Raw genomic sequence first — 13053 nt, forward strand, 5'->3', positions numbered from 1 at the left:
CAGGAGCAACGTAAGGTGAAAGATCAAGTACCAGCAGCGATGCCGCAGTGCTTTGAGAACTGGTGTCGTCGGTTTGATGATGTATTTTCGCGTCAGAAGCAGCGGCAGGAATTTCGTGTTTATCTAGGGGGACTGCTGGGTGAGAGTCAGCGCAAAAACCTGAGCCAACTGGTCACAAATACAGTAGATGGCTCCTACAACAGCCTCAGACATTTTCTCAACAATGCCCCTTGGGATGAAGTCAAGCTAAATAATCGGCGGTTGGAGGTGATGCACCAGTGTCGCCAGACGACCCCGAGTCAAGGTTTCACATTGATTGTAGATGATTCGGGACATCGCAAAAGTGGTGCGGCTACTACTGATGGGGTAGGACGGCAGTACATTGGGGAGATTGGCAAGACTGACAATGGTATTGTGCTGCTGACTACCTACTTGTATGATGGAGTGCGGCGTCTGCCGTTAGATGTTGCACTCTATCAACACGCAAGTTTATTCGAGCAAGGCAAGGCAGACCCCAACTTCCAGAAAAAACCTGACCTGGCTCTAGACTTGGTTGACCAATGCTTGAAGCGCGGTTATCGACCGGGTGTGACTGTAATTGATGCAGGCTACGGTAATAACACGCCTTTTCTCAAGCAGTTGGAGTCGAGAAACCTAACTTACGTGGCAGCAATCGCCAAAACCGCCAAGTTACTGCTCAAACATCAGGTGATGAGTCTGCTCGTAAGCAGGGATTAGAAGCTATTGCTCAAACCTTGGCAGTGGAGCAGTTCACACCTGTGCAACTCAATCTGGAGCAGCCCGGACAGTTTGGGTGGCGCTGTTACCAGTTCACGTTCCGAAGCTCGAAGGCACTCGCTGGCTGGCGATTCAACTCAATGCCTCTAGTTTCGAGCAAGCGACGGAGGTGGATTACTTTCTCACCAATGCCTCTGACAACCAAGTCAGTGCGGCTTGGGTAGCTCAAACATATTCTGCTCGCAACTGGGTGGAGGTCTTCTATCGAGAAAGCCAAGGGCTGGTTGGGTTTGAGTGAGTATCAAGTTCGGGATGCTCTGAGTATGAAGCGTCATTGGGTTTTAGTGTTCATCGCTTACACCTTCATCCTTTGGCATCAGTTGACCGGCGGATTCCGCAGACGTTGGGCAACCAAACCCTTACAAACCTTTGCCGAAGCATTGGAGGCATTCCGCACCGCAGTCGAGTTTCGTTTGGTCCGCTGGCTTAATGAGCATGTTGATGTATTTGCCTCTCACGAGCTAAGTTCGGCTATATTTGGGCTTAGAAAGTTTTAAAGTCCCATTAGCGATCGTAGGAAGTCGCGTTGACGCGGAAGTTAGGAAGAGAGCAGAGTTGGAATTCGCAATTTGCCAGCCATAATTCGCAATTCAAAATTTATTGACTCCTGTACGGGCGGGTTTTGAATTGAGATTGGCGCTCGCCACTCATGAATCTTTTACTAAACCCGCCTCTACAACTTCGGGCGGGTTTTGAATTGAGATTTATTGTCATCGATCGCAAATCTTTTGTCAAACCCGCCCCTACAACTCCTGTTCGCTGATAACTAACCTACTCGTGTCTTAAATTGGAACAGAAATGGGTTCGGGATTAGTGTAGAAAAAGTAGGAATTGTTCAAATTTAGCTTTGTTGGCAATATATCCTTAACAATGCCGATGAGTTCGTCTGGTTCGTTTCCAGGTTTGTTGATGTATATTCCCGTACCTGCGGGTAAACTATCAGAGGTTGCTTTTAGTAGATAGTCAGTCGGTTGTCCGATCAGTGTAATCCTGTCCTCTTGAAGGTTAAAGTCCGTAATTAACGCATAGTCATTGTTGCCAACAGTTGAAGCGTTGTCATCGTCGTAGTAGCGATAGGAAGAATAATACTTACCGCTTAATGACTCGCCCAGCCAAAAGTTATCTTTACCTGCACCACCTGTAAGAGTGTCTATCTGTCCTTTGCCCAGAACTTGCGGATTGGGACGATCGCCACTGACGAACTCTGAATCCATTGGGCTAAATGGAGTTGTTCCCAAAAGTGAATCATTACCATTGCCACCTGAGATGGTATCGTTGCCTTTGTCGCCAACAATGAAATCATCATTATCGCCACCTAATAAGGTATCGTTACCGTCAAATGCCCTGACGTAATCATTTCCTACCCCAGCGTCAAAATAATCGTCTTGAGAGGTTCCGTAAAAATTATCCTCAGCAGTGGTAGTAAAGTAGCGATCGCTCAGTTTCAATCCCGATTTGTTTTCTACAATTGCCAGCAGTTCGTCCGGTTGACTACCTGGTTTGTCAAAATAAATTGCCGTGCCTTGAGGTAAACCTTGAGGAGATGGTTTCAGAATATAGTTACTTTTAGCGCCATTCAGCCGGATCGTATCTTCTTGAGGATTGAAATCTTTGATTAAACTGTAATCTCGCCTACCGTCTGTGGTTGGATTGCCATCGTCGGTACTGTAACCGATCCCAAAAGTGTCTTTTCCCGCACCGCCAAATAACAAATCGATATCGTTTTTGCCACCAATATAGTCGTTCCCGCCAAAGCCAATGACAGAATCGTAACCGCCAATGAGAAAGTCATCGCCAGCGCCACCATATAATGTGTCTTTGCCTGCACCTCCTACTAGGTGGTCGTTACCGTCGCCACCTTCTAAAATGTCGCGATCGCCGCCACCTTCTAGAAAATCATTGCCGATATTGCCATAAAGCTTGTCGTTACCGCTATCGCCTGAAACTTCGTCGTTACCCTCTCCGCCTTCTAAATAGTCTTCGCCATCACCTCCATGAATGTAGTCATTGCCACTCTGACCGAAAACTTTGTCGTTTCCAGAGTCTCCCCATAAGGCTTCACTCTCATTCCCTCCTACTAAATAGTCGTTGCCGTTACCACCCTCTGTATAGTCGCTACCCTCACCCCCTTCAATGTAGTCGTCACCGTCACCTCCTTGAAGATGGTCGTCACCGTTCCCACCGAAGATGCGATCGCTACCTTTGTCGCCATAGAGATAGTCGTTTCCGTCTTCACCATAGAGGCGATCGTTGCCCGAACTGCCTTGCAAAGTGTCATCCCCAGCTAAACCATAGATTTGGTCGTCGCCTACAGTGCCAGTTAATGTGTCGTTATTTATCGTGCCTCTAAAAATCGCCATATAGCTATTTCTGTATTCATCGATGCAAAATTAAATCTGTTATAGTGCTGTCTTTCGGAGAAAGATGAACCTTTGTGATAAAAAGTAATTGTAATTGATACACCGTATCTTTTCTAACAATCGAACCTGCACTCTTGCTTGGCTCAAAGATGAATGAAGGGCGACTTAGATAAAATTAACAATGCGAAGTGCAGAGGAATCGATTTAGAGTAGTCGTGACAGAAATTCATTTACAGGTAACAGCCAGTGACGATCGCCTAGACCGTTACCTTGCCCAACAACTTACACAATTGTCGCGATCGCGCCTGCAACAGTTGATCGAACGAGGCTGCGTTCAGATTAACGATTCAGTTTGCACTGCAAAAAAAACAGATGTGAAAACAGGCGATCGCATTCGGATCGAAATTCCTGCCGTTCAGCCTTTAGAACTCAAACCCGAAGCAATTCCCCTCGATATCCTTTACGAAGATGATTCCCTGCTAATAATTAACAAACCTGCGGGGTTAGTCGTCCATCCCGCCCCAGGTCATGCTGATGGTACTTTAGTTAATGCTTTACTCGCCCACTGTCCCAATTTACCAGGCATAGGCGGAGTGCAACGCCCTGGCATCGTCCATCGCTTGGATAAAGATACAACAGGAGCGATCGCGATCGCCAAAACTGACCTTGCCCAACAACACCTACAAGCACAACTCAAGGCAAAAACTGCCCGCCGCGAGTACTTGGGTATTATTTACGGTGCGCCGCGATCGCCCAATGGAACTGTAGATTTGCCCATCGGTCGCCATCCTACAGACCGCAAAAAAATGGCGATCGTCCCTGTAGACAAGGGAGGACGGGCAGCGATTACCCACTGGCAAGTTAAAGAAAGATTAGGAAACTATACTTTAGTTCATTTTCAATTAGAAACCGGGCGCACCCATCAAATTCGCGTTCATAGCGCCCATATCGGTCATCCCATTGTGGGCGATCCGATTTATGGGTCTGGGCGTTCTGTTGGTGTAAATCTTTCTGGACAAGCCTTACACGCTTGGCGACTCACGCTACAACACCCAGTAACTGGAGAGGCGATCGAGGTGACGGCAGCACCTCCAGCAGAATTTAACACGCTATTGGAAGTCCTGCGGCGGAGAATGGCAATTTCTCGTTAACCAACAATTGGTAGCACCCTACTACTTTTATCATTGCCATCTTTCATCAGAATGGAAAAACCGAAAAATATTTCTACAATTTCTTAACTTGTGTTTACAAAATGCAACAATTCTGAATTGGATGTCGATAAGTATTAATGCTCTCAGGGTCAGATCGGACAAGACATTACTCTGTAAAATTGCCTAGTCGAATTACATAAAGTTTTGACAGAAACAATTAAGTTTTGTAACTTAATTTTCATTTCGGATAACTGAAAGCTATTTGAGCAAATCAATTTATTAGCTTTCCGTGCATTTTTACACAGTTTAATATTATTTAACCAATTGGCGATCGAGCGCATTGTATAAAAAACTTATGAGGAATTTATAGCAAATAAAGCTTTTGTTTCTAGCGATATTTTCTCAGAATACTTTATAGCTAAACAGCGATATTTATCGTAGTAGCTATCGTTGGCATAGAGAAATATTCTGCCTGAGACAAAGTTTTGTTTGTGCTTTCCTGCGCGCTCGCACCGATAGAAATAGAAGCAATAAAATTTAGGAGAATTGAAAAAATGCTTGACGCTTTTTCTCGCGTAGTCGAACAAGCCGATCGCAAGGGTTCTTACCTAAGTGGTGATGAACTGAACGGACTTCAGGCGATGGTATCTGATAGCAACAAGCGTTTAGATGTAGTGAATCGTCTGACGAGCAACGCTTCTACAATTGTGGCAAATGCGTACCGCGCATTAGTAGCCGAAAGACCAGAAGTATTTAACCCTGGTGGTGCTTGTTTTCACCATCGCAACCAAGCTGCTTGTATTCGCGATTTAGGTTTTATTTTGCGCTACGTTACCTACTCCGTATTAGCTGGAGATGCTAGCGTCATGGACGATCGCTGTTTGAATGGACTGCGGGAAACCTACCAAGCTTTAGGTACTCCTGGTGATGCAGTCGCTTCAGGAATTAAAAAAATGAAAGATGCAGCAATTGCAATTGCCAATGACCCCAAAGGCATTACTCGCGGCGATTGTAGCCAGTTAATGTCTGAAGTATCTGGCTACTTCGATCGCGCTGCTGGTGCCGTTGCTTAATTTATCAGTGACCAGTGACCAGTGACCACTCACTACTCACTACTCGCTATTTACTTAATTAAATTGGAGAGAATTCACAAATGAAAACACCTTTAACTGAAGCGATTGCTGCTGCTGATGCTCGTGGTTCGTATGTTAGTAATACCGAAATGCAAGCAATTTTCGGTCGGTTTAATCGCGCTCAAGCTGGGATAGAAGCAGCAAGAGCTTTTGCTAATAACGGCAAAAAATGGGCAGAAGCGGCTGCTAACCACGTTTATCAAAAGTTCCCCTACACAACTCAAATGCAGGGATCTCAATACGCTTCCACTCCCGAAGGTAAATCGAAGTGCGTGCGCGATATCGATCATTATCTTCGCACCATTAGCTATTGCTGCGTTGTCGGTGGTACTGGTCCCCTAGATGAATATGTTGTTGCTGGACTGAAAGAATTCAACAGCGCCCTCGGTTTGTCTCCTAGTTGGTATATTGCTGCACTAGAATTCGTCCGCGACAATCATGGTTTGTCTGGCGATCCTGCTGGTGAAGCTAATACTTATCTCAACTACGCGATCAACGCTTTGAGCTAGTCATTTGTTAATAGTTAATGGCTAATTGCTAATTGTTGAAGAACTTGTTGTCATCAGCTGTTAGCGATTAGCCATTACTTTTAGTACAGGTCAATTAACAATGAACGATTAGCAATTAGCACAGGAGTTAGAAAAGAAATGAGTGGAACAGTCATAGCTCAGTTCGTAAATGATGCGATCGCAGATCGAAAAGTCGAGCTGCGGCAAAATTGGACTGAAGACGATTTACAAAGAGTCTTTCGAGCTGCTTACGAGCAAGTGTTCGGGCGGCAAGGAGTCTATGCTAGTCAAAGGTTTGCTAGCGCTGAATCGCTGTTGCGCAATGGCAAAACTACGGTGCGGCAATTCGTGCGAACTTTAGCAAAATCTGAGTTTTACAGAGAATGCTTTTTCCACAGTAATTCTCAGGGGCGTTTTATCGAATTAAACTACAAGCACTTATTAGGACGCGCACCCTACGACCAGTCAGAAATTGCCTACCATGTCGATTTATATGCCTCAAAAGGCTTGGATGCGGAAATTGATTCTTACATCGATAGTCCAGAATACGATGCAGCTTTTGGGGATTGGGTTGTACCTTTCCATCGCGGGTTTCAATCTCAACTCGATCAAAAAACTGTAGGCTTTCCTCGCATGTTTGCTTTGTATCGCGGTGCAGCTAGTAGCGATAACTCGCAATATGGGCGGCGTAATGCTCGCTTGAGAACCCAAATATCTCGCAATCAAACTAACTGGATTACACCACCTTCATCGCCCTCTGGCTTATCTTTTGGCTCCAGATCCGCTGGAACGCTGGGAGTTTCTCCCGCTCAAGGTGATAATCGCATGTTTGTCGTCGAAGCCGTGGCGGGGACAGTTGGAAGTAGAGTACCTGTACGCCGTAGCGTACAAGTATACAACGTACCGTTTGACAGGCTGTCAGCCACTTACCAGGAAATTCATAAAACTGGTGGCAAGATCGTCAGAATTACGCCTGTCTAAGTAAGGGGCTAGGAGTGAGGAGCGAGGAGCTAGGGAAAGGACAATGGGGCAAGGAAGACAAGGGAGACAAGGGAGAATTACAATCCACGCATCCGTGCATCCAAAATCTAAAATTCTCTTACCCCTCACTCCTCACTCCTCACTCCTCACTCCCAACATTTATGCAAGAACCAATTTTGACCCCAGAAGCCGCGATCGCAGCTTTGGCAGGAGAAGATAATCAAATTCGCTACTATGCCGCTTGGTGGTTAGGAAAGCATCAAGTACAGTCGGCTTGTGCGGCGCTGTGCGAAGCTCTTACCGACGATCGCTATCGGTTGGAAGCAGGGGGATATCCCTTGCGTCGTCAAGCGGCTAGAGCATTAGGACAATTGAAAAATTCCCAAGCCGTGCCAGCTCTAATTGAAGCATTAAACTGTCAAGAAGATCTACAACTGCGAGAAGCAGTCATTCAAGCTTTAGCTGCTATTGGCGATCGACGTGCAATTAACCCTTTGCTCGATTTGTTGCATTCTCAACAGCAGCCAGATGAGGCTTTGATTGAAGCTTTGGGAACCCTACAAGTTTGGTCGGCTCGTCCGCAGATCGAGCCTTGCCTACAGCATCCCTCAGAGCGAGTGCAGTGTGCGGCAGCGCGGTATATGTATTTATTAACCCGCGAATCGCACTACATAGAACGTATTATCAAAACTCTCAACCACGACAATGTTTATTTACGCTGGGCAGCAATTTTCGATTTGGGCGCGATCGGTCAAAGTCAAGAAGTTATCCAGGCAATTATTGCAGCTAAGGTTCCCAACAATTTGAAGCTGTTGAATTTAAAGCAGATTCTAGAAGCTAATTTGAACGGTGATGCAAGAGATACAATCTCATCTGATTCTGGGCTGCTTTTCAATGCGATCGACGATTTATTAATTCAATTGTAGGGGCGGGTTTTTACCCAAAATGTCCAGCTCATATTGCCAATCTATGTGCTAAACCCGCCCCTACAGGAGTCAGGCATTGTAGGGGCGGGTTTTGACCGAAATTTCTGGTTAAGGTTGCCAATCTATGTGCTAAACCCGCCCGTACAGGAGTTAAAAACCAAAGGTCAAAATGTCACAATTTAATTTCAGCCAACACCCTAGCTCCTTCATGGGGCAGATCGATCGCGCATTAGAAAATCTTATCGAACAGTTACATGCTAGCTCGACTCCAGCAGAGGCGATCGCGATAATTGAGGAGATTGCTGCTTACCATTCCCCCGATGCGATTCCCCTTCTCATCGAGGCATTAAGCCATCATCATCCAGGTGTAAGAGCAGTTGCTACCTCTCAACTCGTTCAGTTGGCTTCTCTGTCGTTAGAAGCCCTAATTTCCACCTACTACACGGCTACAGACCAAGGGGTACAAGCACACATCATTCAAGCTTTAGCTCAAATTGGAGATTGTCAAGCGATCGCCGTGTTAGAGGAAGTTGTCGGCGTATCTGTAGCCAATCACTGTCAGGGAAACGTTCGGCGCATTGCTGCTAGAGGTTTGGGCAAAATTGGTAGTACGGCGATCGATGCTCAGACAATTCACCGCGCTGTAAATAAGCTGAGTTGGGCGTTGCTGTCACCGGAAGATTGGGGGTTGCGCTATGCTGCTGCCTTATCTTTAGCAGAAATAGGCACGCAGGAGGCGATCGCTCTCCTGCAACAAGCTCTAACTCAAGAATCAGACCGAGTGGTTCAGATCCGTATCCGCAGAGCGCTGGCAGAGAAATTAGGGATTGGGGGTTAGGGACAGGACAAGGGAGACAAGGATGAAGTCGTAAGTCGTAAGTCGTAAGTAAGAAACACTCACGCACTACTCTCTTCTCGACTCCCGCATTTTCGTAATTATCGGTAATATTTATCAGCAATCTCTTCATTTTTGTTTACATTTATTTCATAACCATAAAGATTTAAAAACTCCGTATTTCCTCTTTTGGCTTACATTGAGCAAATATTAAAAAATATAAAATCACATTTGGATTGGTAACTAAGTATAAATACTACTAAGTTTTTAAAGAAAACAACAAAAATTAACTGTTAAATCCCTTGTATGTAAAGGATTTGGAGCTTTTATTGACGGAATCACGTTAAGCTTAACAATTCGTAATAAATAATGCACTTATGGCGTTGTATAAACATAACCTGGAGGGATCAATAACAGATAGAAGTTCAGCAAAACTCAGGAAAAAAACAAGTTGGATATTTTCTCATAAAAGTAGAAATTTTTCTCATAATTCTGACGAAAATATAATAATCGTTGGTAGAGAAAATAAATAACCAACTTGACCGAGGAAGTGGATCGTGTCTGTGGTGATTCATTCCAAACTTGATAAAACACCGCCAATTTAATCAAAAACTGCGCTCAACTTTCGCAAGTAGGAGAAATTAGTTCATGTTAGACGCATTTGCAAAGGTTGTTGCTCAAGCCGACTCCAGAGGCGAGTTCCTGAGCACCGAGCAATTAGATGCTCTATCCAACCTAGTTAAAGATGGCAACAAGCGCCTGGACACCGTTAACCGCATCACCAGCAACGCTTCCACCATCGTTACCAATGCTGCTCGCGCTTTGTTTGAAGAACAGCCCCAGTTGATCTCTCCTGGTGGTAATGCTTATACCAACCGTCGCATGGCTGCTTGCTTGCGCGACATGGAAATCATCTTGCGCTACGTCACCTACGCCGTTATGGCAGGCGACGCAAGCGTACTAGACGATCGCTGCTTGAACGGACTGCGCGAAACCTACCAAGCTTTAGGAACTCCTGGTTCTTCCGTAGCTGTAGGCGTTCAAAAAATGAAGGAAGCTGCTGTCAAGATTGCTAACGATCCCAACGGTATCACCCAAGGCGATTGCAGCCAGTTGATGTCTGAAGTTGCTAGCTACTTCGATCGCGCTGCTGCTGCTGTTGCATAAGAATGCTGTAAGCGATTAGCCAGCTAAACGCTGACTGCTCGTACCTGACCCAAGTTAACCAACTGCAAATATTTAGAGAATTTCAAACAATGAAAACACCAATTACTGAAGCAATTGGCGCTGCCGATACCCAAGGTCGTTTCTTAAGCAACACCGAACTGCAGGCAATCAACGGTCGTTTCGATCGCGCTGCTGCTAGCATGGAAGCTGCTCGCGCTTTGACTAGCAAAGCTCAGCAACTGATTGATGGTGCTGCTCAAGCCGTATACAGCAAGTTCCCCTACACCACCCAAATGCAGGGACCTCAGTACGCTGCTGATTCTCGCGGTAAGTCTAAGTGCGCCCGCGATATCGGTCACTACCTGCGGATGGTTACATACTGCTTAGTAGCTGGTGGTACCGGTCCAATGGACGAGTACCTAATTGCTGGTTTAGATGAAATCAACCGCTCGTTTGACTTGTCTAACAGCTGGTACGTTGAAGCTTTAAAGCACATCAAATCCAACCACGGTCTATCTGGACAAGCTGCTAACGAAGCTAACACCTACCTCGACTACGCTATCAACGCTCTAAGCTAGAGAGCGTAAGCTTGCCCGAAGAGGGATGCAAGTGCTGGATCGGTTAGAACTAGCAGTTGTATTCAGCTTCGGGCATTGTTTTTCTCATTTGTCAGAAAACAAGTGTCAACAAACCAACTTTAAGATTAGTTGCTTCGGGAGAGCGGTGCATGAGCGTTTTACCAGCAGACATTTTAGCAGCAGCAGGACGGCTCGGCATTTCTGCATTTGATGCCTCATCAAGAGTCGAACTCCGACCTGATTGGACGGAAGACGAACTGCAATCAGTCATCCGAGCTGTATACCGTCAGGTATTGGGCAACGACTACGTTATGAAAGCAGAACGTCTGACTTCAGCTGAATCTTTACTACGGCAGGGAAACTTTACTGTCAAAGATTTTGTCCGCGCTGTTGCCAAGTCAGATTTATACAAAAACAAGTTTTTCTATTCAAATCCCAATCAACGCTTTGTCGAACTCAATTTCAAGCATTTGTTGGGTCGCGCTCCTTATGATGAAGCTGAGTGGGCTTACCATACAGAGCTTTGCGAAGATGTGGGTTACGATGCTGAGATCGACTCTTATCTAGATAGCGTTGAGTACGACAACAACTTTGGTAACAACGTTGTTCCGTACTATCGCGGATTCTCAGTAGAACCAGGCTCGAGAACAGTTGGCTTTAGTCGGATGTTCCGCCTCTATCGCGGTTATGCAACTAGCGATCGCGCCTCGATTGGTGGAAAATCCCCGCGCCTGACATCTGAACTCGGTCGCAACCAATCTTCTACAATCGTCCAACCTTCTAGTGGTAGCGGACGCTGGAATTTTGGTGCTGCAATTCCTAAAGATGCCGCTCCTAAAAAAGCGATCGGCGGAACACAAGAAGAAAGCGGACGAGTCTACCGGATTGAAATCACGGGACTGTTACAACCAGGCTATCCCAAAGTACGCCGCAGTAGCACTGCCATCATGGTTCCCTACGAGCGATTATCCCAAAAACTACAGGAAATCACTAAAAAGGGTGGCAGAATCGTTAGCGTGAATCCAGCCTAGTAGTTAATGGTTAATGGTTAATAGTTATTCGTTCCAGTAAACGACCATTGACTATTGACCATTGACAAATAACATTCAATATTGCACAAGCGTGTCTTAATCTAACTATGTTTGGTCAAACATCACTTGGCAGTGGCAGACTCAGTAACGCCGAAAATCGCATCTATCGCTATGAAGTTGAGGGGATGCGTCAAACTTACAAATCTGACCAACTGAGCTATCCGATTCGCAGTAGTGGCAGTTTTTTCATCTCGGTTCCCTACAACCGCATGAACGAAGAAATGCAGCGAATTCACCGCATGGGTGGCAGAATCGTCAGCATTGAGGCACTAACTTTTGATGGCGACGGTCAAGCTAAAAGCGACGCTACCGCAGCTCATCAAAATCTTACAGCCGAAAGCAAAGACAAAGCTGCTGGAGCCGATATAAATCGAGAAACCAAAGCTAAAAGTCACGAATAAGTACTCAACTTAATAGAAGCGCGGTTACAGGAGATATAGAAGCCATGTTCGGTCAAACAACTGTTGGTGCAAACGGAGTTTCTTCCACTTCTAGCCGGATGTTTCGTTATGAAGTCGTAGGCTTACGGCAGAATGATGAAACAGACAAAAATAACTATGAGATCCGCCGCAGCGGTAGCGTATTTGTTACCGTGCCTTACAGCCGGATGAATGAAGAAATGCAGCGGATTACTCGCTTGGGTGGCAAAATCGTCAAGATCGAACCACTATCGACTGTGAAGTAGGCATAGGTTTGATGCAATGGAGTCCAGTGCTGAAGAACTAGAGGTAACAGCAACAGGATTAACGGTGGAACAAGCGATCGCTAACTTACGATCGCCAGATTTAAGCCTGCGTTACTACGCAGCTTGGTGGTTGGGCAAGTTCCGCGTCCGCGAACCAGCCGCCGTTGATGCGTTGATTGCTGCTCTCGAAGATGAAGCTGACAGGACAGAATTAGGCGGTTATCCCCTGCGCCGTAATGCAGCAAGAGCCTTGGGCAAGCTGAGCGATCGGCGAGCAGTACCAAGGCTAATTTGCTGTTTGGCGTGCGAAGATTTTTATGTCAGGGAAGCCGCAGCCCAGTCCCTAGCCATGCTAGGCGATCCGACTGCTATCCCGGCTCTGATGAAGCTATTAGCAGGTGGTGTTGATGCTGCCGTTTTCGTACCAGGCAGACCTCATCTGATTCAACCTTACGATAGCGTTATCGAAGCTTTAGGGGCGCTGCAAGCAAAAGCAGCCGTATCGTCGATCGAACCGTTCATCAACCATCCTACAGCCAGAGTGCAATATGCCGCTCTACGAGCAATGTACCAGCTGACTCAAGAGGATAGCTACGGACAGCGCCTAGTAGACGGATTGGCAAATGACGATCTGAAACTGCGGCGGGTGGTATTAGCCGATTTGGGAGCAATTGGTTACGTCGGTGCAGCCGAGGCGATCGCCTCCTGTAAGGTGGAAAACAGCTTTAAACTCCTCTCCCTCAAAGGACTCCTAGAGTCGCAACTCCAAACCCAGCCCGAGCAACTTTCCGACCCAGCCATCCATTTGATGAGTTTGATGGATTCGTTGTTGTAATTGA

General features: G+C 46.1%; 13 protein-coding genes and 1 pseudogene. 13 read left to right on the top strand and 1 reads right to left on the bottom strand.

Annotated features, from left to right (window positions below; genetic code table 11):
- Positions 1-15: 15 nt before the first annotated feature.
- A pseudogene (locus N4J56_RS18070) lies at positions 16-1285 on the top strand (IS701 family transposase).
- A gap of 295 nt (positions 1286-1580) precedes the next feature.
- Here N4J56_RS18070 and N4J56_RS18075 read toward each other — a convergent pair.
- The gene (locus tag N4J56_RS18075; RefSeq protein WP_317107694.1) at positions 1581-3158 is read right to left on the bottom strand and encodes a hypothetical protein; all 1578 of its coding nucleotides are present in this window, start codon (positions 3156-3158) and stop codon (positions 1581-1583) included.
- A 215-nt stretch (positions 3159-3373) separates the two neighbouring features.
- Here N4J56_RS18075 and N4J56_RS18080 point away from each other — a divergent pair, with 215 nt between their 5' ends.
- The 12 genes from N4J56_RS18080 (at position 3374) to N4J56_RS18135 (ending at position 13049) form a co-directional block, all read left to right on the top strand.
- Entirely contained in the window at positions 3374-4309 is a 936-nt protein-coding gene (locus N4J56_RS18080; RefSeq protein ID WP_317107695.1) for an RluA family pseudouridine synthase, read from the top strand.
- 554 nt (positions 4310-4863) lie between these two features.
- Positions 4864-5382, top strand: coding sequence for a phycocyanin/phycoerythrocyanin subunit beta (locus N4J56_RS18085; protein ID WP_317107696.1), 519 nt, complete (start codon positions 4864-4866; stop codon positions 5380-5382).
- Positions 5383-5462: 80 nt separating this feature from the next.
- Positions 5463-5951, top strand: coding sequence for a phycocyanin subunit alpha (locus tag N4J56_RS18090; RefSeq protein WP_317107697.1), 489 nt, complete (start codon positions 5463-5465; stop codon positions 5949-5951).
- Between the two features lie 138 nt (positions 5952-6089).
- On the top strand, positions 6090-6932 hold the full coding sequence (locus tag N4J56_RS18095; RefSeq protein ID WP_317107698.1) for a phycobilisome linker polypeptide: 843 nt from the start codon (positions 6090-6092) through the stop codon (positions 6930-6932).
- 161 nt (positions 6933-7093) lie between these two features.
- Positions 7094-7858 (top strand): HEAT repeat domain-containing protein, encoded by a 765-nt coding sequence (locus N4J56_RS18100; RefSeq protein ID WP_410500530.1) that lies wholly within the window; start codon positions 7094-7096, stop codon positions 7856-7858.
- A gap of 169 nt (positions 7859-8027) precedes the next feature.
- Positions 8028-8696 (top strand): HEAT repeat domain-containing protein, encoded by a 669-nt coding sequence (locus N4J56_RS18105; RefSeq protein ID WP_317107700.1) that lies wholly within the window; start codon positions 8028-8030, stop codon positions 8694-8696.
- Between the two features lie 645 nt (positions 8697-9341).
- Positions 9342-9860, top strand: a complete 519-nt coding sequence (locus N4J56_RS18110; protein ID WP_317107701.1) for a phycocyanin subunit beta — start codon at positions 9342-9344, stop codon at positions 9858-9860.
- A gap of 89 nt (positions 9861-9949) precedes the next feature.
- Positions 9950-10438 carry a phycocyanin subunit alpha gene (gene cpcA, locus N4J56_RS18115; RefSeq protein ID WP_317107702.1) on the top strand — a complete coding sequence of 163 codons (489 nt, stop codon included), beginning with the start codon at positions 9950-9952 and terminating at the stop codon, positions 10436-10438.
- 149 nt (positions 10439-10587) lie between these two features.
- A complete protein-coding gene (locus tag N4J56_RS18120; RefSeq protein ID WP_317107703.1) occupies positions 10588-11469 on the top strand; it encodes a phycobilisome linker polypeptide in 882 nt (293 codons plus the stop codon).
- 107 nt (positions 11470-11576) lie between these two features.
- Positions 11577-11930 carry a phycobilisome linker polypeptide gene (locus tag N4J56_RS18125; RefSeq protein WP_317107704.1) on the top strand — a complete coding sequence of 118 codons (354 nt, stop codon included), beginning with the start codon at positions 11577-11579 and terminating at the stop codon, positions 11928-11930.
- A 44-nt stretch (positions 11931-11974) separates the two neighbouring features.
- Positions 11975-12214, top strand: a complete 240-nt coding sequence (locus N4J56_RS18130; protein ID WP_317107705.1) for a phycobilisome linker polypeptide — start codon at positions 11975-11977, stop codon at positions 12212-12214.
- Between the two features lie 16 nt (positions 12215-12230).
- Positions 12231-13049, top strand: a complete 819-nt coding sequence (locus N4J56_RS18135) for a HEAT repeat domain-containing protein (protein ID WP_317107706.1) — start codon at positions 12231-12233, stop codon at positions 13047-13049.
- Positions 13050-13053 lie beyond the last annotated feature (4 nt).

It is taken from the genome of Chroococcidiopsis sp. SAG 2025 (assembly GCF_032860985.1).
GTDB lineage: Bacteria > Cyanobacteriota > Cyanobacteriia > Cyanobacteriales > Chroococcidiopsidaceae > Chroococcidiopsis.

Excerpts from the sequence above, each read along its gene's own strand:
- N4J56_RS18135 (WP_317107706.1), top strand. The coding sequence starts at position 12,231 with ATGGAGTCCAGTGCTGAAGAACTAGAGGTAACAGCAACAGGATTAACG.
- N4J56_RS18100 (WP_410500530.1), top strand. The coding sequence starts at position 7,094 with ATGCAAGAACCAATTTTGACCCCAGAAGCCGCGATCGCAGCTTTGGCA.
- N4J56_RS18085 (WP_317107696.1), top strand. The coding sequence starts at position 4,864 with ATGCTTGACGCTTTTTCTCGCGTAGTCGAACAAGCCGATCGCAAGGGT.
- N4J56_RS18075 (WP_317107694.1), bottom strand. The coding sequence starts at position 3,158 with ATGGCGATTTTTAGAGGCACGATAAATAACGACACATTAACTGGCACT.
- N4J56_RS18125 (WP_317107704.1), top strand. The coding sequence starts at position 11,577 with ATGTTTGGTCAAACATCACTTGGCAGTGGCAGACTCAGTAACGCCGAA.
- N4J56_RS18110 (WP_317107701.1), top strand. The coding sequence starts at position 9,342 with ATGTTAGACGCATTTGCAAAGGTTGTTGCTCAAGCCGACTCCAGAGGC.
- N4J56_RS18095 (WP_317107698.1), top strand. The coding sequence starts at position 6,090 with ATGAGTGGAACAGTCATAGCTCAGTTCGTAAATGATGCGATCGCAGAT.
- N4J56_RS18130 (WP_317107705.1), top strand. The coding sequence starts at position 11,975 with ATGTTCGGTCAAACAACTGTTGGTGCAAACGGAGTTTCTTCCACTTCT.
- N4J56_RS18105 (WP_317107700.1), top strand. The coding sequence starts at position 8,028 with ATGTCACAATTTAATTTCAGCCAACACCCTAGCTCCTTCATGGGGCAG.
- N4J56_RS18120 (WP_317107703.1), top strand. The coding sequence starts at position 10,588 with ATGAGCGTTTTACCAGCAGACATTTTAGCAGCAGCAGGACGGCTCGGC.
- cpcA (WP_317107702.1), top strand. The coding sequence starts at position 9,950 with ATGAAAACACCAATTACTGAAGCAATTGGCGCTGCCGATACCCAAGGT.
- N4J56_RS18090 (WP_317107697.1), top strand. The coding sequence starts at position 5,463 with ATGAAAACACCTTTAACTGAAGCGATTGCTGCTGCTGATGCTCGTGGT.